21 protein-coding genes and 1 pseudogene are annotated in these 18,316 nt (G+C 46.2%); 19 read left to right on the top strand and 3 right to left on the bottom strand.

Translation table 11 applies throughout. The features are described from left to right. Positions 1-31 precede the first annotated feature (31 nt). The 7 genes and pseudogenes from plsY (at position 32) to DNHGIG_RS19110 (ending at position 7,017) form a co-directional block, all read left to right on the top strand. Entirely contained in the window at positions 32-631 is a 600-nt protein-coding gene (plsY, locus tag DNHGIG_RS19140; RefSeq protein WP_282201105.1) for a glycerol-3-phosphate 1-O-acyltransferase PlsY, read from the top strand. A gap of 17 nt (positions 632-648) precedes the next feature. After that, entirely contained in the window at positions 649-1,692 is a 1,044-nt protein-coding gene (locus tag DNHGIG_RS19135) for an NAD(P)H-dependent glycerol-3-phosphate dehydrogenase (RefSeq protein ID WP_282201104.1), read from the top strand. A 65-nt stretch (positions 1,693-1,757) separates the two neighbouring features. Further along, entirely contained in the window at positions 1,758-2,141 is a 384-nt protein-coding gene (gene gcvH, locus DNHGIG_RS19130; RefSeq protein WP_282201103.1) for a glycine cleavage system protein GcvH, read from the top strand. Between the two features lie 14 nt (positions 2,142-2,155). Then, positions 2,156-2,986, top strand: coding sequence for a lipoate--protein ligase family protein (locus tag DNHGIG_RS19125; RefSeq protein ID WP_282201102.1), 831 nt, complete (start codon positions 2,156-2,158; stop codon positions 2,984-2,986). A gap of 338 nt (positions 2,987-3,324) precedes the next feature. Then, positions 3,325-4,802, top strand: a pseudogene (spoIVA, locus tag DNHGIG_RS19120) (stage IV sporulation protein A). A gap of 209 nt (positions 4,803-5,011) precedes the next feature. Next, positions 5,012-5,287, top strand: a complete 276-nt coding sequence (gene hbs / locus DNHGIG_RS19115) for a non-specific DNA-binding protein Hbs (RefSeq protein WP_282201101.1) — start codon at positions 5,012-5,014, stop codon at positions 5,285-5,287. A gap of 101 nt (positions 5,288-5,388) precedes the next feature. Further along, positions 5,389-7,017: an acetate--CoA ligase gene (locus DNHGIG_RS19110; protein WP_282201100.1), complete on the top strand. Its 1,629-nt coding sequence runs from the start codon at positions 5,389-5,391 to the stop codon at positions 7,015-7,017. A 72-nt stretch (positions 7,018-7,089) separates the two neighbouring features. On the opposite strand, the gene DNHGIG_RS19105 is transcribed toward DNHGIG_RS19110, so the two are convergent. After that, positions 7,090-7,272: a DUF1540 domain-containing protein gene (locus DNHGIG_RS19105; protein ID WP_282201099.1), complete on the bottom strand. Its 183-nt coding sequence runs from the start codon at positions 7,270-7,272 to the stop codon at positions 7,090-7,092. A gap of 165 nt (positions 7,273-7,437) precedes the next feature. On the opposite strand from DNHGIG_RS19105, the gene mtrB reads away from it, so the two are divergent. From mtrB to ndk, 9 genes are all read left to right on the top strand, one after another. After that, the gene (mtrB, locus tag DNHGIG_RS19100; RefSeq protein WP_282201098.1) at positions 7,438-7,668 is read left to right on the top strand and encodes a trp RNA-binding attenuation protein MtrB; all 231 of its coding nucleotides are present in this window, start codon (positions 7,438-7,440) and stop codon (positions 7,666-7,668) included. Between the two features lie 131 nt (positions 7,669-7,799). After that, on the top strand, positions 7,800-8,684 hold the full coding sequence (locus DNHGIG_RS19095; protein WP_282201097.1) for a heptaprenyl diphosphate synthase component 1: 885 nt from the start codon (positions 7,800-7,802) through the stop codon (positions 8,682-8,684). Positions 8,685-8,694: 10 nt separating this feature from the next. Then, the gene (locus DNHGIG_RS19090; RefSeq protein ID WP_282201096.1) at positions 8,695-9,414 is read left to right on the top strand and encodes a demethylmenaquinone methyltransferase; all 720 of its coding nucleotides are present in this window, start codon (positions 8,695-8,697) and stop codon (positions 9,412-9,414) included. A 12-nt stretch (positions 9,415-9,426) separates the two neighbouring features. Beyond that, entirely contained in the window at positions 9,427-10,881 is a 1,455-nt protein-coding gene (locus DNHGIG_RS19085) for a menaquinone biosynthesis decarboxylase (protein ID WP_282201095.1), read from the top strand. A gap of 30 nt (positions 10,882-10,911) precedes the next feature. Next, entirely contained in the window at positions 10,912-11,544 is a 633-nt protein-coding gene (locus DNHGIG_RS19080; protein WP_282201094.1) for a hypothetical protein, read from the top strand. Continuing rightward, positions 11,541-12,401 carry a menaquinone biosynthetic enzyme MqnA/MqnD family protein gene (locus DNHGIG_RS19075; RefSeq protein ID WP_282201093.1) on the top strand — a complete coding sequence of 287 codons (861 nt, stop codon included), beginning with the start codon at positions 11,541-11,543 and terminating at the stop codon, positions 12,399-12,401. Before DNHGIG_RS19080 ends, DNHGIG_RS19075 begins: the two co-directional genes overlap by 4 nt. Next, positions 12,364-13,452: a cyclic dehypoxanthinyl futalosine synthase gene (gene mqnC / locus DNHGIG_RS19070; RefSeq protein ID WP_282201092.1), complete on the top strand. Its 1,089-nt coding sequence runs from the start codon at positions 12,364-12,366 to the stop codon at positions 13,450-13,452. Before DNHGIG_RS19075 ends, mqnC begins: the two co-directional genes overlap by 38 nt. Before the next feature lie 14 nt (positions 13,453-13,466). Continuing rightward, positions 13,467-14,432: a polyprenyl synthetase family protein gene (locus tag DNHGIG_RS19065; protein ID WP_282201091.1), complete on the top strand. Its 966-nt coding sequence runs from the start codon at positions 13,467-13,469 to the stop codon at positions 14,430-14,432. Positions 14,433-14,543: 111 nt separating this feature from the next. Beyond that, positions 14,544-14,987: a nucleoside-diphosphate kinase gene (ndk, locus tag DNHGIG_RS19060; RefSeq protein ID WP_282201090.1), complete on the top strand. Its 444-nt coding sequence runs from the start codon at positions 14,544-14,546 to the stop codon at positions 14,985-14,987. A 43-nt stretch (positions 14,988-15,030) separates the two neighbouring features. Here ndk and DNHGIG_RS19055 read toward each other — a convergent pair whose 3' ends face one another. After that, positions 15,031-15,951 (bottom strand): patatin-like phospholipase family protein, encoded by a 921-nt coding sequence (locus tag DNHGIG_RS19055; RefSeq protein ID WP_282201089.1) that lies wholly within the window; start codon positions 15,949-15,951, stop codon positions 15,031-15,033. Positions 15,952-16,010: 59 nt separating this feature from the next. On the opposite strand from DNHGIG_RS19055, the gene DNHGIG_RS19050 reads away from it, so the two are divergent. Then, a complete protein-coding gene (locus tag DNHGIG_RS19050; protein WP_282201088.1) occupies positions 16,011-16,790 on the top strand; it encodes a CheR family methyltransferase in 780 nt (259 codons plus the stop codon). A gap of 146 nt (positions 16,791-16,936) precedes the next feature. Here the strand turns inward: DNHGIG_RS19050 and DNHGIG_RS19045 are convergent, their stop codons facing one another. Next, entirely contained in the window at positions 16,937-17,347 is a 411-nt protein-coding gene (locus tag DNHGIG_RS19045) for a hypothetical protein (protein ID WP_282201087.1), read from the bottom strand. A gap of 339 nt (positions 17,348-17,686) precedes the next feature. Between DNHGIG_RS19045 and DNHGIG_RS19040 the strand changes: the two genes are divergently transcribed. Continuing rightward, positions 17,687-18,115, top strand: coding sequence for an OsmC family protein (locus tag DNHGIG_RS19040; protein WP_282201086.1), 429 nt, complete (start codon positions 17,687-17,689; stop codon positions 18,113-18,115). A gap of 15 nt (positions 18,116-18,130) precedes the next feature. Continuing rightward, entirely contained in the window at positions 18,131-18,310 is a 180-nt protein-coding gene (locus DNHGIG_RS19035) for a hypothetical protein (protein ID WP_282201085.1), read from the top strand. Positions 18,311-18,316 lie beyond the last annotated feature (6 nt).

Raw genomic sequence — 18,316 nt, 5'->3', positions numbered from 1 at the left:
TCATTAATAAGGTATTGGAGGAGAAACCGGGGTGCTCATATTCGCAGTTGCAATCGCTTATTTGCTTGGTTCGATTTCATCCAGCTATTTGGCAGGACGCATGATTGCCGGAATTGATATCCGTGAGCATGGCTCCGGTAACGCGGGTGCAACGAACACGTTACGGGTTTTGGGGCCGAAAGTGGCCGCGGTTGTGTTGCTGGCCGATCTTTTAAAAGGGGTCGTCGCCGTACTTATCGCTGAAAGGCTGACAGGAGGACAGGAGACCGCGGGAGTATTCGCAGGAATTGCTGCGATCGCAGGCCATAATTGGCCGATCTATTATGGCTTTCGCGGTGGGAAAGGTATCGCTACAACGATCGGAGTTACTTTTACTCTCGTGCCCCTGGCGGCACTCTCAGCCGGTCTTGTGGCGATCTTGTTGCTCTTGCTCTTGCGGATCGTCTCTCTCGCTTCCCTAACATTCACCACACTCATGCCCATTTTTGTATTCATTTATCACCTGCCGATGAATGATTTTTGGTTCACATTGATTCTCGCAGTGATGGCTTTGTGGCGCCATCGCTCGAACATTGACAGATTATTGAAAGGTGAGGAAAAACGGTTAGGGAAGAAGCGGGAACTGAAATAGCCGGGAAGGGGGAGCTTATGAACGGTTCGGTTGCTGTTGTTGGTGCCGGCAGTTGGGGCACAGCATTGGCTATGGTATTGGCCGATAACGGATATGATGTACGGTTATGGGCGCGGCGGCAGGAAGTGGCGGATGAGATTACGTATAGACGTACCAATGAGAAGTATCTTCCTCACGTGAGATTGCCTGAGGGGATTCGCGCTACGTCGGATTTACAATCTGTCATTGAGGGGCAAGAACACATTTTTGTCGTCGTTCCGTCCGGCTCTTTCCGGGAAACTGTCCGCATGATGGTTCCATATGTACGTGAGGATGCTTTCGTTGCCCATGCGACCAAAGGATTTGATATCCAAGGTTATCAACGCATGAGCGAAGTTTTACAAGCGGAGTTGACGCAACTCACAAAGAGGCAGATTGCAGTCGTTTCCGGGCCGAGTCATGCGGAAGAAGTGAGCCGCCGTTTGCCGACGACGGTCGTGGTGGCTTCGGCGGCGCGGGCTACAGCGGAGAGAATCCAAAATCTGTTAATGAATAATTCTTTTCGTGTCTACACAAATCCAGACGTTATCGGAACGGAACTTGGCGGCGCATTAAAGAATATCATTGCGCTCGGATGCGGCTTATCAGATGGTCTCGGTTTCGGAGATAATGCAAAAGCCGCTTTGATGACACGTGGTTTGGCGGAAATCAGTCGGCTCGGCGTGAAGATGGGAGCGGCCCAGCTGACTTTTACCGGATTGGCAGGTGTGGGGGATCTCGTCGTCACATGCACCTCACAGCACAGCAGAAATTGGCGTGCAGGTTTTTTGCTGGGAAAAGGAGAAAAATTAGACGCAGTTTTACGGAAAATGAACATGGTAGTCGAAGGGGTTCGTACAACTGAGATCGCATACCGCCTTTCTGCCCAATACGATGTGGAAATGCCGATTACGAGAGCGATTTATCAAGTGCTGTTCGAAGGAAAAGAACCTATGGAAGCGGTTGAAGATCTCATGGAGCGCGGCAGAACCCATGAGATGGAAGAAGTCGCGCGTGCGGTATCACTTTCCTGGGAATCATAATTTTGCTACAATAATTACGTATTTTAGCAGTACATACTTGAATAATTGCCAGGAGGTATTGTGCCATGAGCCATACGCCAAAAGAATTGAAGTACACGAAAGAACATGAATGGGTACGCGTGGAAGGAAACCGTGCATACATCGGCATTACCGATTTTGCACAATCCGAGTTAGGGGATGTCGTTTTTGTTGAACTGCCGGAAGTAGGGACTGAGATTGAACAAAATTCAACGTTTGGTACCGTGGAGTCGGTAAAAACGGTTTCCGATTTATACGTTCCTGTTTCCGGAAAAGTGGTCGAAGTCAATACGGAACTGGATGATTCCCCTGAATTGGTAAATGAAGATCCATATGGAAAAGGCTGGATGATCGTTGTGGAAATTAAGGATGCGGCTGAACTGGACGCCCTCCTCACAGCGGATCAGTATGAGGCATCGATCAACGAATAAGGACTGATAGAGCTATGGAGACGTGGCGTTTACTCGATACTGGCGTAAGTGACCCGGCCACGAACATGGCAATTGATGAAGCGATATTGACAGCGCACAGCCAGGGGCTCGTTCCCCCGACCGTGCGCTTTTACGCTTGGAATCCGCCTACTTTGAGCATTGGTTATTTTCAACGGGCGAAGCGTGAGATCGATTTCGATCAATTGCATGAACACCGATTGGGATTTGTACGCCGTCCAACAGGAGGCAGAGCTGTCCTCCATGACAAGGAACTCACTTACTCGGTCGTGTTGGCGGAATCGCATCCATTGATGCCCCGTTCGGTCAACGAATCGTACCGAATTTTGTCAAAAGGCTTAATGGAAGGGTTTCGTGCCTTGGGGTTATCGGCAGAAATGGTATCCCTCGCAGACGAAGATGAAAAAAATCGTTATGCCAGCTTAGGATCGGCCGCATGTTTTGATTCACCGTCCTGGTATGAATTGGTGGTTGAAGGACGCAAAGTCGCGGGGAGTGCACAGACACGGCAACGAGGTACGATTTTACAGCATGGCTCGATCTTGTTGGATATGGACGTAGATTTGCTGTTTCGTGTGTTGCTCTTCCCGACGGAAGAAGAACGGGAGCAAATGAAGCGGTCTTTTCTTGAAAAAGCCGTTTCAATAAAGGGTTCTAGTGGAAAAGATGTCAGCTACGAGGAAGCGGTTGAGGCTTTTCGCACGGGGTTTGAAAAAGGGCTTGGTATCCGTCTTGTTCAGGAAGATCTGACGGAATTTGAAAAGAAACTGACCGAACAATTGCGACGTGAAAAATATACGACTGATGCGTGGAATTTTAGACGATAAACGGACATAAACATAGCATTCGGGAGCTTTTCTCGAATGCTTTTTTCATTTCACCGGAAAGTAAGTGCTTCGAAAGTCTTTTTTGTTATGGAAGAGAGGCTTGTTCTACTTGCACTCTTTCAAACATATAAGTAGAAATAGAAAAATTGTTCTGAGAAAAACACCCCGAAGCCATCTCGGAATAAATCTTTGCGGGGCTCATATATATGGTATTGTCCTATGTTTTTGAGTGCGAGTCATCTGAGCCTTTCATACGCCGTTAAGAGTTGTTCAAGGGGAGGGGATGAGCAGAGGGGTAGCGTATTATCTACGCCGAACAATTTGAGGGAGGGAAAAGAGTGGAGAAGTTCGATATTTTTAAAGATATCGCTGAGCGAACGGGTGGAGACATCTACCTCGGCGTAGTCGGCCCGGTTCGTACGGGTAAATCGACCTTCATCAAAAAGTTCATGGAACTGATCGTCCTGCCAAATATCAAGGATGAGGCCGATCGGGTACGCGCTACCGATGAACTGCCGCAGAGTGCAGCCGGCCGTACCATCATGACGACCGAGCCGAAGTTCATCCCGAACCAAGCGGTAGAAATCAATGTCTCCGAAGGTTTGGAGATCAATGTTCGACTCGTGGATTGTGTAGGATATGCGGTACGGGGGCGCGGGGGTACGAAGATGAAAATGGTCCTCGTATGGTAACAACACCTTGGTTTGATGAACCGATCCCTTTTCAAGAAGCTGCGGAAGTCGGAACGCGTAAAGTAATTGCTGATCACTCGACTCTTGGTCTCGTTGTAACGACAGACGGAACAATCTCCGAAATCGGCAGAGACTCTTATGTGGAAGCGGAAGAACGTGTGGTTAATGAATTAAAGGAACTGGGGAAACCGTTTGTCATGATCATCAATTCAGTGCATCCGCATCATCCGGAAACGGAGCAATTGCGACAAGATTTAATTGACAAGTATGATATCCCCGTGATTCCGTTGTCGGTGAACAGCATGTCTCAGGAAGATATTATAGCGGTACTTCGTGAAGCGTTGTACGAATTTCCTGTACATGAAGTCAATGTCAACTTACCGTCATGGGTCATGGTTCTCGATAATGATCATTGGTTGCGCTCCAATTTTGAAGAATGTGTGCGCAACACAGTCAAAGATATCAAGCGACTGCGCGACATTGATCGCGTGGTGGGACAGTTTAACGATTACGATTTTGTTTCGCGGGCAGCCCTGTCACATATGAACATGGGTCAAGGAATCGCCGATATCGACTTATCAGCTCCTGATGATCTATATGACCAAGTATTGACGGAGATCGTCGGCGTGGAAATCCGCGGGAAAGATCATCTCTTGCAGCTCATGAAAGACTTCACGTATGCAAAACGAGAATATGATAAGGTTGCTGAAGCATTGCGCATGGTGAAGTTGACCGGTTACGGTATCGCTCCTCCGGTTCTTGAAGAGATGACATTGGATGAGCCGGAACTGATTCGCCAAGGTTCACGTTTCGGCGTGCGGCTTCGAGCGACGGCTCCCTCGATCCATATGATCCGCGTGGATGTTGAATCAGAGTTTGCACCGATCGTGGGTACTGAAAAACAAAGTGAAGAGCTTGTTCGCTATTTGATGCAAGATTTTGAAGAAGATCCGCTGAAAATCTGGGATTCAGATATTTTCGGCAAATCGCTCGCTGCTATTGTTCGAGAAGGCATCTCCGCGAAATTGGCGATGATGCCCGAGAATGCCCAATATAAGTTGAAGGAAACACTTGAGAGGATCATCAACGAAGGCAGTGGCGGTCTGATCGCGATCATTTTATAGTCATCAAACCGGGAGAGTCAGGGCAGAGGGGCTTGCTACTTGACTCTCTTTTTTATTGTTTACGTGATGTTGCGATAAAAGCTTTCTGTGACCGTGTGATATAATACAAAATAGAATAAAGTTTTTTTGCCTATTAATGTATAAATATTGTTATCATGGATAGAAAGATAATACAAGTTTTCCGTTCACCGGACTGGAGGTGGAAGATAATGAATAAGACCGACCTAATTAATCAGGTATCCGAGAAAGCGAACCTCACGAAAAAAGATGCGGGGAAGGCGATCGACGCATTGTTCGAAACGATTATGGAAGCGTTGGCTGCTGGCGATAAAGTACAGATCGTTGGCTTCGGTAATTTCGAGATACGCGAACGCTCCGCACGAAAGGGGAGAAATCCGCAAACAGGCGAGGAAATTGAGATTGCAGCAAGCAAAGTACCGTCATTTAAGCCAGGAAAAGCATTCAAGGACATAGTCAATACATAAGGGGCTCTTCTAGAGCCTCTTTTTTCTTCTTGTAGGAATTGTTGTTTTATTCGTATAATAGTAACAAGGCTGAAAAGATAAACATGCAGGAGGAATTTGACGTGAGCACGCATGTATTTGATTTTGATTATGAGAAAGCGGTACAAGAGTTCCGCTTGGAGATCCCGGAGAAATATAATTTCGGAGGAGAAATTGATCGCTATTCAGACGCTAATCCGGACAAAACTGCGATCATATGGGAGAACGAAGCGGGCGAGACAAGACGCATTACGTATGGAGATTTGAAAGCGCTATCAAACCGTATAGCGAACGGGTTACATCGTTTGGGCATCTGCAGAGGGGATAAGGTGATCGTGTTGGTGCCTCGTGTGATTGAAGCCTATGCGATTTACTTGGCATTAAACAAAATGGGCGCCGTGATCATGCCGGGTTCAGAAATGCTGCGCGCGAAAGATATCGAATATCGAGCCGACCATGCACAAGCAAAAGCGGTGATCGCTCTTGGTAACGTCCGGTCGGAAGTGGATTCTATACGACATAAATGTAAATCATTGCAATTCTTTGTCCTGCTTGATGGTGCCGCTGAAGGCTGGATTTCCATGGAAGAACTGATCCGGGATGCAGATACGGTTTGGCAGGTTGTCGATACAGACGCAAACGAACTTGCTTTTCTGTCATACACGTCCGGGACGACAGGGGGACCGAAAGGCGTACAACATGTACATGCTTGGCCTTATGCTCATTTAGCTATTTCAGCCACGTACTGGTTCGATGTTCGGGAAGACGATATCGCATGGGCTACAGCCAGTCCAGGTTGGGCGAAATGGGTCTGGAGTCCTTTCGTTTCCATATTGGGGAAAGGAGGAACCGCATTCGTTTACCATGGACGTTTTTCGGCGAACAAATATCTCGAATTTTTAGAAAAATATCCGATTTCTTTACTCTGTGCAACGCCGACGGAATATCGTATGATGGCAAAGGTGAAGGATCTTGAACAATATAAGCTTCGTGCTCTGCGTTCCGCTTGTTCAGCAGGTGAACCTCTGAACCGCGAAGTGATTGAAACCTTTCAACGTGTATTTAATGTCCGCGTGCGGGATGGTTACGGACAAACTGAAAATTCGCTTCTGGTGGGAACTTTTTCAGGTATGAAAATGAAGCCGGGTTCAATGGGACGACCGGCACCCGGTATCCGCATAGCGATCATTGATGAAGAAGGAAAAGAACTGCCTGTAGGGGAAGTCGGCGATATAGCCGTTCACAAGGATACGGCTGTATTATTCCGTGGTTATCTGCACGACCCGGAACGTACAGGAAAAGCTTTCCGCGGCGAATGGTATGTAACAGGCGACCAAGGAAGATGGGACGAAGAAGGCTATATCTGGTTTGAAGGCCGTGCGGATGATATTATCATCTCATCGGGATATACGATCGGTCCTTTCGAGGTAGAAGACGCCTTGGTTAAACATCCTGCCGTTGCGGAATGTGCCGCTGTTGCCAGTCCGGATCCCGAACGCGGACATATCGTTAAGGCATTTGTCGTCTTACGGCAACCCGAATTCGCGTCAGAAACGCTGGTTTCAGAATTACAGGAACATGTAAAGAAATTGACGGCTCCATATAAGTATCCGCGTGAAATCGAATTTGTCGATTCATTACCGAAAACGACTTCTGGCAAGATTCGGCGTGTCGAACTGCGCATGCGCGAAAAAGAGAGGAAAATGGGCTAGATTTCCTTGTGCATGTCCCTCCAAGAGAAAAAGAGTTCCCATACCTGAATGGGAACTCTCTGATTCAGTCTATTAACGCACGATTTCCCCGTGTCTGTTTGTGTGTTTTTCGAACTCAAACGTAGCGCATCGCGTACCTTTGGTTGTCCCGACAATATCGTTTCCGTTGCTCATCACTTCGATACTTTCTGCCGTACAAGCATAATCGGAGTTATAGATGCATTCTTCAACACCGCATCTGACGCCGTTTGGCATCTTCATCACCTCCCACTTATAGAATAACCGCTCGCGCTTCACGTATTCGTGGACAGGATGGCAAATAGGATTGTCTTGTGGTATAATTAACATTCAATCAATACTTAACAAGGAAACTTTTTTATTGAGAATCCTTAAGTGTAATCATTGAGAGGGAGAAATCGCATGTCAGAACCATCACTGGGAGATTATATAGTCATTCGGGCTAAAGAGAACGGTGTTCAAGTCTTCGGCTTGACGCGAGGCCAGGATACCCGCTTTCATCATGCAGAGAAGTTGGATAAAGGCGAAATCATGATCGCTCAATTCACGGAACACACGTCAGCCATCAAAGTCCGAGGGAAAGCGGTCGTTTATACGAAAGTAGGACAAATCGATACGACTTCAGAAGATTGACAGACGCAAATCCATGATGTGCATTGTCCGATTAGCATCGGACATTTTTTCTTTTATGTTCTTATCTGTCTTATGATATACTGTTTTTGTTATAGGTTTGTCATTTTGTTCTTGTGTGGAGGATGGGGACGGTGTCGATTGAAAAAACAGAGAATTACATCTTTCAAAGAGTTCGAGAACGCGTGCTGCGAGAGATGAATCATCCCTATCTGGCGCGTTTTCAGCCGAATCCCAAACTCGACATGTTTCATATGCACATATCTCTTATCCTGTTGCAAGCCGCTGAATTGCCATCTGAAGACGTAGAACTTTTAATGACAGTCGTTCTGCTGATCCATCATGGCCTTCGCGTGCATGATGATATTCTGTTAGCCAGCGCTCAACCTGATGAGAGGTATCGTCAATTGAATGTGTTGGCGGGGGATTATTTTTCCAGCAAATATTTTCATCTTCTCGCCCAGGACGGGCACGTCTACGCAATCGGACGGTTTGCCCGGGCGATTAGCCGAATTAACGAAGCCAAAGCGGAACGCGAAAAATACATGCGCGATTTCAGTTGCACGGAAGAAAGATATATGCGTATCAGCGAGAGGATTCACGGTGAACTTCTGCACACATTGCGTGAAATCTATTTGCCTAACGACTCCTTGTGGGAGGATATCGTTTCATTTGCGGTAAGGGCATATGTGCTTAAGGAAGAATATATGGGATTGAAACAAGGAAACTGGGTTCTGAATTTGGCGAACATCTACATGTATGATCAAGCTTCTACTGAAGAGAGACGATATATGAAATCGGTTCCTTTAGGACAGATGTTGGACAATCGTTTGTTGTCCTATCATGTCAAGTACCGCACTTCTTCTTACTTGTTCCGATTGATGAACTCATGTGTGCTTACAGTGGAACGCCTGTCAACAGTTCTGACGACAGAAACCATGCGCTCTCACCTACAATCAGTTTGCCAATTCATATCGCAAGCGATGCAAAATAAATGGAAGTTTGTGGAGCAAGGATAGGAGGAGCGATATGGCTGATTTCCTCTCGAAAGAAGAGAAAGTTCATTATGTTTTCTCGCGTATTGCGAAACATTACGATTTAATGAATACCGTGTTAAGCTTTCGCAGACATAAAGCCTGGCGAAAATTTGCGATGTCTCGAATGAATGTCAAGCCTGGCCAAAGCGCGATCGATGTCGCTGCGGGAACAGGGGATTGGACGATTTCGTTGGCGCAGGCCGTAGGTCCTCAAGGGCGCATTGTGGGACTCGATTTTTGTCAAGAAATGCTTGACTGTGCCATACCGAAAGTGGCGGAGGCAGGGGTATCCAAACAGGTACAGCTGATACAGGGGAATGCCATGGATTTACCTTTCGCAGATAATACATTCGATTATGCCACGATCGGGTTTGCTTTGCGCAACGTGCCTGATGTCAAGCATGTTTTACAGGAGATGACCCGCGTAGTGAAACCGGGTGGAATGGTCGTTTCCCTCGAGTTATCGAAGCCGACATGGCCTCCGTTTTCCAAGTTGTATTACCTGTATTTCGAGAAAATCTTGCCTGCGATCGGCTCGTTGGCTTCTAAAGACCATGTTTCATATCAGTGGTTACCGGAGTCTTTAAAGGATTTTCCGGATGCTCCCACTTTGGCGGGTATGTTTGAACAGGCAGGACTTGATCATGTGAAATATTGGCTGCTCACTGGAGGCATCGCAGCGGTACATATCGGTTATAAGTCGAAAGTGTAAAAGGAGATTCGTATGGCTTATAAAGACTTACGTCATTTTATAGAAGTTCTCGAAAAAAAAGGGTTGTTGGTGCGGGTACGTGAGGAGGTTGATCCCGTTTATGAGATCACGGAGATCACCGATCGTGTAACAAAAAAATTCGGTCCTGCGCTCCTCTTTGAAAATGTTAAAGGATTCGACATACCTGTTTTAATTAATACGTTTGGTTCATACGAGCGAATGAATCTCGCGTTGGAAGTCCATTCACTCGACGAGATCGGCGAACAAGTGAAGGAACTCATCCAACCGCCGACACCCGCTTCCTTTCTCGACAAGCTTAAAGCATTGCCGAAATTAGCGGAACTCTCTTCGTTTTTGCCGAAGATGGTAAAACACGCACCGTGTCAGGAAGTTGTCATCACTGACGAACCGTCGCTGGATATGCTGCCGATCTTAAAATGCTGGCCGGATGACGGAGGCAAATTTATCACGATGCCTCTGGTCTTTTCCAAAGATCCGGAAACCGGTAAACGCAATTGCGGAATGTACCGCATGCACGTGTTTGATGGGAAGACCACAGGGATGCATTGGCATAAACACAAGGATGGGGCCCATCATTTTGATAAACTCAAAAAATCGGGAAAAAAAGGGCGCATGGAGGTCGCTGTTGCGATTGGCGCCGATCCGGCGGTCGTATATTCGGCTACAGCTCCCCTTCCTCCTGTTATCGACGAAATGATGTTCGCCGGTTTTTTGCGAAAGGCTCCCGTAGAAATGGTAAAGTGCAAGACGGTGGATATAGAAGTTCCGGCACATGCGGAAATTGTATTAGAAGGATATGTTGATCTTGACGAATTACGCATGGAGGGTCCTTTCGGGGATCACACCGGTTACTATTCTCTCGCCGATCTGTACCCAGTTTTTCATTTAACGGCGATTACACATCGAAAGAACCCGATTTATATGACAACGATCGTAGGGATTCCCCCTCAGGAAGATGCGTTTTTGGGTAAAGCAACGGAGAGAATCTTTCTGCCGCTCCTGCGGACGATTGTTCCAGAGGTTGTCGATATGAACATGCCGCTTGAAGGCGTGTTTCACAACTGTGTTATCCTCTCGATCAAGAAACGCTACCCCTGGCAGGCTAAAAAAGTAATGCACGCCGTTTGGGGCACAGGACAAATGATGTTTACGAAACTCATCATTGTGGTTGACGAAGATGTCGATGTGCACAACCTCTCGGAAGTTGCATGGCGCGTGTTTAATAATATCGACGCGAAACGTGATATCACGATCGTAGAGGGGCCGGTCGATGCGCTCGATCATGCATCGCCCATGCCGCTGATCGGCACGAAAATGGGTATCGACGCGACAAAAAAATGGCCGTCTGAAGGACATCACCGCGAATGGCCGAACGATATCGTCATGTCGGAAGAAATCAAACGCCTGGTTGATGAGAAGTGGCACCGTTACGGGATCAACGTGTAATTTTTTGCTTCCTAGAGGGGAGGACAACAAATGGATGTGATTGAAGCTTCTCATCCTCTTGCGGATCTGTGGGAAAAAGTGAAAACCGGTGAACGCTTGACCCAAGAGGATGGGTATCGATTAATGCGTTCGACCGATATCATCGCATTGGGCTATATGGCCAACTACGTGAAAGAAGGGAGACACGCCAAGCGCGTGTACTATTCTGTGGACGAACATGGAGATGAAACAAATACATTAGAAATGGATCCCGACTTTTTTTCTTTAACAATGGAAGAACGCGTGGATCGCCTTCTTCAAGCGAGAGAACTTCAGGATCAACGAGCTGTTTATCAAGCATTTCAGATCACTCGTGATCCGTATGGTCACGATTCCACGGGGTATGACGATTTGCGGGTGATCGCCGTTTCCCGTTTATTGCTGGATAACATCGAACATATACAAACCTCATTCTCTTTTGCCGACGAAAAGCTGGTACAAACCGCGCTTCTCTTCGGTGTGGATGATTTGCTCGTGACGGTGGAGAACCGTCAGTCGCTTGAAAAAGATAAGAGAACCATTGAACCAAAAGAATTACACCGGCTGATCGAGAAGGCTGGACAAATACCCGTTGCGAGAGACGCTCATTACAACTTTTTGGATTTGGGGCTACCAGTCAAATGAGCAAGATTCGTATCGGAAGAATCAGTTATACCAATATCTTGCCGATCTATCATTTCGTTGATACATCCAACCCGCAATTCGAATTTGTGCCGGCAGTTCCTTCCCAACTGAATGCCTGGTTGGCGGAAGGGGAGATCGACTGCGGGCCTATTTCCTCATTTTCTTACGGAGAACATGCGGATGAATATGTGGCTTTGCGTGGTTTATCGGTCTCGTCGCTCGGTCCGGTTGGATCTATATTCCTGTTTTCGAAACGTCCTATCGATTTGCTCGCGGATTGCACGGTGGCATTGACGTGGACATCCGCTACTTCAGTCAACCTATTAAAGATCATTTTAGAAGAATATTACGGTGTTCATCCGTCGTATGTCACGATGAATCCTCATCTCCCCGAGATGATGCAAGTGGCGGAAGCTGCCCTTCTCATTGGAGATGAGGCACTCTTCTGGTCACAGCAGAAGCATCCATATCATGTGTATGATCTTGGAGCCGAATGGTACCGGAATACAGGCCTTCCCATGACGTTTGCCGTCTTTGCTGTTTCAAAACGTTTGTTGCTGGAAGATCCCCACAAGGTGGAAAACATTCATCGTCTCTTTTTAGAAAGTAAACGGTTGGGGGAACAGCATCTCGATCAGGTGATTTTTGCAGCGATGACACAGTGCGGTTTTTCGGAGAAATTTTGGCGATCGTATTTCTCCCGCTTAATTTATGATTTTGATGAACATCTGGTTTCGGGACTCGAGGCGTATTTTGCTACCGCACATCGTTTGGGATTACTTTCTTCACCTGCGAAGGTGAGTCTGTGGGGTGATGTAAATGACTATGGTAAATACAAAATCAACGCCCGTGGATGAAGTATTGGATAAAGCTTTATCGGGGGAGCGCTTGACGTTAGAAGATGGAATCGCCCTTTACGAATCGGACGATCTGCTTAAGATCGGATCCGCAGCGAAAAAAGTCATGATGCGGCTTCATCCGGACAACATTGTCACATTTGTGATCAACCGCAATATCAATTATACAAACGTATGTGATACGTACTGTACATTTTGTGCATTCTATAGAAAAGTTGGGCATAAAGAAGCTTATGTCCTGAAGGATGAGATTATTTTTGATAAAATTCAAGAGACGATCGATCTGGGCGGAACGGAAATTTTGATGCAAGGAGGAACACACCCTGATCTTCCTTTCGAGTATTACCTCGACCTTTTGCGTAAAATAAAAGCCCGATTCGATATAACGATGCACTCCTTCTCGGCGGCGGAAATTTGGAAGATGGTTGAAGTTTCCGGGTTATCGCTGGAGGAAGTGATCCGTCAGTTGAAAGAGGCGGGTCTTGATTCCCTTCCTGGCGGAGGTGCAGAAATTCTTGACGACCGTACGCGCATGCGTATTTCCCGATTAAAAGGATCATGGACCAAGTGGATGGAGGTTCACGATACTGCACACCGGTTAGGGATGAACACGACGGCGACAATGGTCATCGGGTTCGGCGAATCGTACGAGGAGCGTGTCTTGCACATGTTACGCGTACGGGAACAACAAGACAAGACAGGTCGCTTTACCGCTTTTATTCCATGGACCTATCAACCGGATAATACCGCGTTGCGGGGGACACGGGCGACAGCTGTGGAGTATCTCAAAACGGTTGCGATTTCGCGTCTGGTGCTTGATAATATAAAGAACATACAAGCGTCCTGGGTTACAATGGGTAGCAAGATCGGGCAGATTTCCCTGGAATTCGGTTGTAATGACATGGGAAGCACGATGATCGAAGAAAACGTGGTTGCCGCTGCAGGGGCACATAATCGGATGAACCGGGATGAGCTGGTTCGCTTGATCCAAGACGCCGGAAAGATCGCTGCCCAACGAACGACCCAATATCAAATACTTCGAACGTTCTAAGGTGGATTTGTTTGATGAAGTTGATGGATATTTATTTTCATTTAAAGCCTGATCTGGAATATGTGGAACGGTGGCTGAATGAGGAAATCAACGCGCAAGAACGCAATCTGCAAAAAGCTGCTTCCCACTTGTTAAAAGCGGGTGGGAAGCGGATCCGCCCTGTGTTTGTGCTCTTGGCCGGTCAATTTGGCGATTATGACATCGAGAAGTTAGGTAAAATCGCCGTTGTTCTCGAGCTGATTCATATGGCTACATTGGTTCATGATGATGTGATCGATAATGCAAAGACGCGCCGAGGCCTTCCTACGGTGAAAGCGGAATGGGGGAGCCGTATGGCGATGTATACGGGCGATTTCATTTTTGCGAGAGCATTATTGTTGTTGTCCGAATTTCCTCAAGTCAGAATCCATCAACTGTTATCCGAGGCGATCGTCGCGATGTGTGAAGGAGAAATCGAACAGATACGCGATTTCTACAATTTGGATCAAGGATTGCGGACATATTTGAGGCGCATTAAGAGAAAAACAGCTTTGCTCATTGAATTGGCTTGTACGCTCGGAGCGCTCGTAGCCAACGTAAACGACAAGGATCTGAAAAACATCAGACGATACGGGTATTTTGCGGGGATGGCTTTCCAAATTGTTGACGATATTCTTGATTTTACATCCACTCAGGAAAAATTAGGAAAACCAGTAGGCAATGATCTGCGTCAGGGGAACCTTACATTGCCCGTCTTGTATGCGCTTGAACATTCACCGGAACGCGATTTGTTACGCAAGCGAATTCACCGGAATATGACAGAAGAGGAAGCGAATGAAGCGATCTCCCTCGTCACCTCATCCGGCGGAATTGAATATTCGCATCGTATGGCAGAACAGTATTTGGAAAAATGTTTTTCGGCATTGCGTGAATTGCCGCAAAATCAAGCGTCCCAGTCACTTGAACAAATCGCTCGCTTCATTGCCGCACGCGATCATTGAACAGGATCATGTAAGAGGACATTTTTATCGTTTTTGGCTTGAAGTGCCGTTGATGGGTACGTTACAATGAACTATGGTACATAGGAATTACATATGAGGAGTGTTTCGAGAATGGAACGTACGTTTATCATGGTGAAACCGGACGGTGTACAACGCGGTTTAATCGGTGAGATCGTCAGCCGTTTTGAAAAGAAAGGATTGAAATTGGTCGGGGCGAAGTTGATGAACGTTTCCCGCGAATTGGCTGAAGCGCACTATGCGGAACACAAGGAGAAGCCTTTCTTTGGTGAACTCGTTGATTTCATTACTTCTGGCCCTGTATTCGCGATGGTATGGGAAGGTAATCAAGCGATCGCGATTTCCCGTTCGATGATGGGAAAAACCAATCCGCTCGATGCGGCCCCTGGCACGATCCGCGGTGACTATGCGCTCTCCGTCGGGATGAATATCATTCATGGATCGGATTCCCCTGAGTCCGCTCAGAGAGAAATTGGACTCTGGTTCGGCGAGGATGCGATCATCTCTTACGAAAAGACAGTATCTGCATGGATCTAGTGAAATACCCTCTGCTGAAAAGGCAGGGGGTATTTCCGCACAATCATGTGGATTGTAGGTACTTGCGCAGAGCAGGCAGGGCGTCTCTTGCCGTTTGCCGACCTATTTCGAGACAGTACTCGATCTTATTGAACGACGTCCAAGTAACCCCTTCAATCTTGGGGATTATAGGAAAAAATTGATATTTGGAAAGCCGAAGGGCTGACAGATCTTCCATCATGATATCCATTGACCGGTTGAATACATCAACAAACGTCTCAATCGAATTCGAGTGGATCGAACCACGATGCAGATCGACTGCGATGATTTTCTGACATCCGATATTATACAGAATGTCTACGGGTACATTGTTTCGTTGACCGCCATCGATGAGTACATGGCGCCCCATCTGTTTGGGCTTGAAAACGCCGGGAATCGAAGCGCTTGCCCTTACAACCGATGGCAAATCATCAATAGGCAATATGACCGTTCGGGGCTGGGAGTACACTTGCTGTGATTGCGTTCTTTGCATTTCATGATTTTTATCGTTTGTAAAAATGACCGTATCTGCCGTGTACAAATCGGTTGTAATCACATAGAGAGGAACTGGCTTGCGAACGGGAGTCAGTTTGAACAGTTTCCGCAGATAACTTTCAAGTTTGTCTCCTGCGATGAGTCCCATGGGCAATAAACGTGAGATATCTTTGACAACTCCTAGATAGTAAAATGGGAAGAGAAGAACGATCTTTGCAAGGCTCCATGCAGGGAGTGACCAATCGATCAACTTCGGACCGGGAAAGGAACACACCAACTGGCTCATGAGGTTGGGTGAGTATCCCAGTGCGTACATGGCCCCGACGATGGATCCCACGCTTGTACCAGCAACGACATCCGCTTCGATCCCCGCATCGAGCAAGACTTCCAATACGCCGATATGGGCAAATCCTCGTAGCGTACCTCCTGATAGAGCGAGACCGATCTTCATTTCGTTTCACCTTCCTGTGTAATCAGGAATCATGAGAAAGAATTAGGGGAGAAGAAACATTGAGTTCATGTGATTACGACCAATTTACCGAATGGGTGTATCGGAAAACAGGTATAGACCTGCGAAAGTATAAACGCCCACAAATGGAAAGGCGGTTGACCGCCCTCTATAGCAAGCGTGGATTTGCGAACTTTCGTGCATACTTTCAAGCGATCGAAAACGATGAACAACTGTTTGCCGAATTTTTAGACAGAATCACAATTAATGTTTCAGAGTTTTTTCGTAACCCGGGACGTTGGGAAGTCATTAGCAAGAAAGTATTGCCAGAGCTTCTTCGGAGTCGACGGAAATTAAAGATTTGGTCAGCTGCTTGTTCAACAGGAGAAGAACCTTACACGATCGCCATGATCATGAAACAGTTCTTGCCGCTCAAAGAAATCCAAATCCTTGCTACCGATCTTGATGTGAACGCATTGGAGACGGCTAAAAAAGGGATCTATCATAGGCGTTCATTACAGTCTATTCCTTCCCCTATGTTTCATGAGTTTTTTCGTGAAATCGATACGCAAACATATGAAATTTCCCCAGAGCTAAAACGTGCGGTCATTTTCCGAAAGCACAATTTGTTGGAAGATCCGTTTGGGGAAGATTTTGATCTGATTGTTTGTCGTAACGTTATTATCTATTTTACGGAGGAAGCGAAAGCGGATCTCTATCGCAAGTTTGCTGGTGCGCTCAGGCAAGGGGGGATCCTTTTCGTAGGTTCAACGGAACAAATCTTTAACCCTGGTGAATACGGGTTGAAATCATATGATACTTTCATGTATCAAAAGACGTAAAAATGGCATGAAAAAACCGGGCACTCGGCCCGGCTTTACCTGCGTTCGATTTCTGCTTGGTTGTCAGGTAAGCCGATTTATAACGCACAGATGGGTAGATTCGTCACAGTGTCAATGAGAAGAAGTCTGAAAATGGAGGATGTGAATTACTTAGAGAGCAATTCTTTTCTAGCTTTGTTTCTTTGTCTTCGAATTGAAACACAGGTAATAATCGTTAATGTAATTGAGATAAACAATACAACTAATATCGGTAATGATCCTTTGAATTCTATTTTCGTCCCGACTGAATAATAAGACATAAAATCTCTGATTGTTAGGAAAAGAATGCCGATGGCTACCAAAATAAAACCATTTTTAGTAGCAATCGATTGCTTTATGAATGATTCTAAAAATGCATTTTGATTAATGTCGCTATTGTCGATTGAATGATTATGGGACGATTTAAATACGTTATAAATATCTTTCGTTTTTTCGTGGAGACGAGAGCTAGAAATAAAATATGAACCACAAAGTTCTATGATATGACCTTGAATGTCTAACAAAGTTAGTAATCTCATTTTTATCTCACCTTACAGTACAATCATGTTTGATCATTATTTTTGCGGAAATTCACTTGTATTATTCATTGGAGGATTCCAATAAGTCGCGTCTAATACTACACCACTCCACAAGCCAAAAATATATAGAACTTTAACAAGGGGGGTTGGCGGATGCAGTTCTTACATCAGTCAATTCACCATGACTGTCTCATTTCGGATACACATTGTTTCTCAGAATGAGAGGATGGGAATAATACGTGACACACGATTGAAAAATATAATTTATAAGATAGAATGTAAAGTAATAGCAAAAATTGCACGCCGTGAAGGCATCGCATAAAGGAAAGGTTGATCGAGATGAAAATGCATGTAGATTGGCAAGGAAAGCGGAAGTTTTCCGCAAAAGGGGAGGCGTCAGGCCATACAATCGTCATGGATGCGAGTCCCGATTTCGGCGGTGAGAATCAAGGGGCACGGCCTATGGAGCTTTTGTTGGCAGGTCTTGGCGGTTGCACAGGGATCGATATCGTCAGTACATTAGAAAAGATGCGGTTACACGTCGAATCTCTTACGATCGAGATCGACGGGGAACGAGCGGAAGAGTATCCCCAGCGGTATACGGACATCCATCTCCGTTATATCATCAATGGTCATGATTTGACACCGGACAAGGTGGAGCGGGCGATTCGTTTATCAAAAGAAAAATACTGTTCCGCATCCGCTTCCTTAAATGCCAACATTACAACATCGTTCGTACTCAATGGTGCAGAACATACGATGTCATAGAAGGGGAAACCATACATGAAGATCCGTTGCAGTGATTGTTACGAATTAAATGAAATGAATGCTGATCGTTGTTGCCGTTGCGGACGTCTGCTTGAGCATGACCGTCGGGATCAGACAAGAGATATTTTTGAACATCAACATGAAGACGCTCCGAACATCGTTCGAAAAAAAACGGTTCCCCGTAAAGTATGGTGAGCTTCA

It is taken from the genome of Collibacillus ludicampi, assembly GCF_023705585.1.
Lineage (GTDB): Bacteria > Bacillota > Bacilli > Tumebacillales > BOQE01 > Collibacillus > Collibacillus ludicampi.
This window is presented reverse-complemented; position numbering and strand designations above follow the sequence as displayed.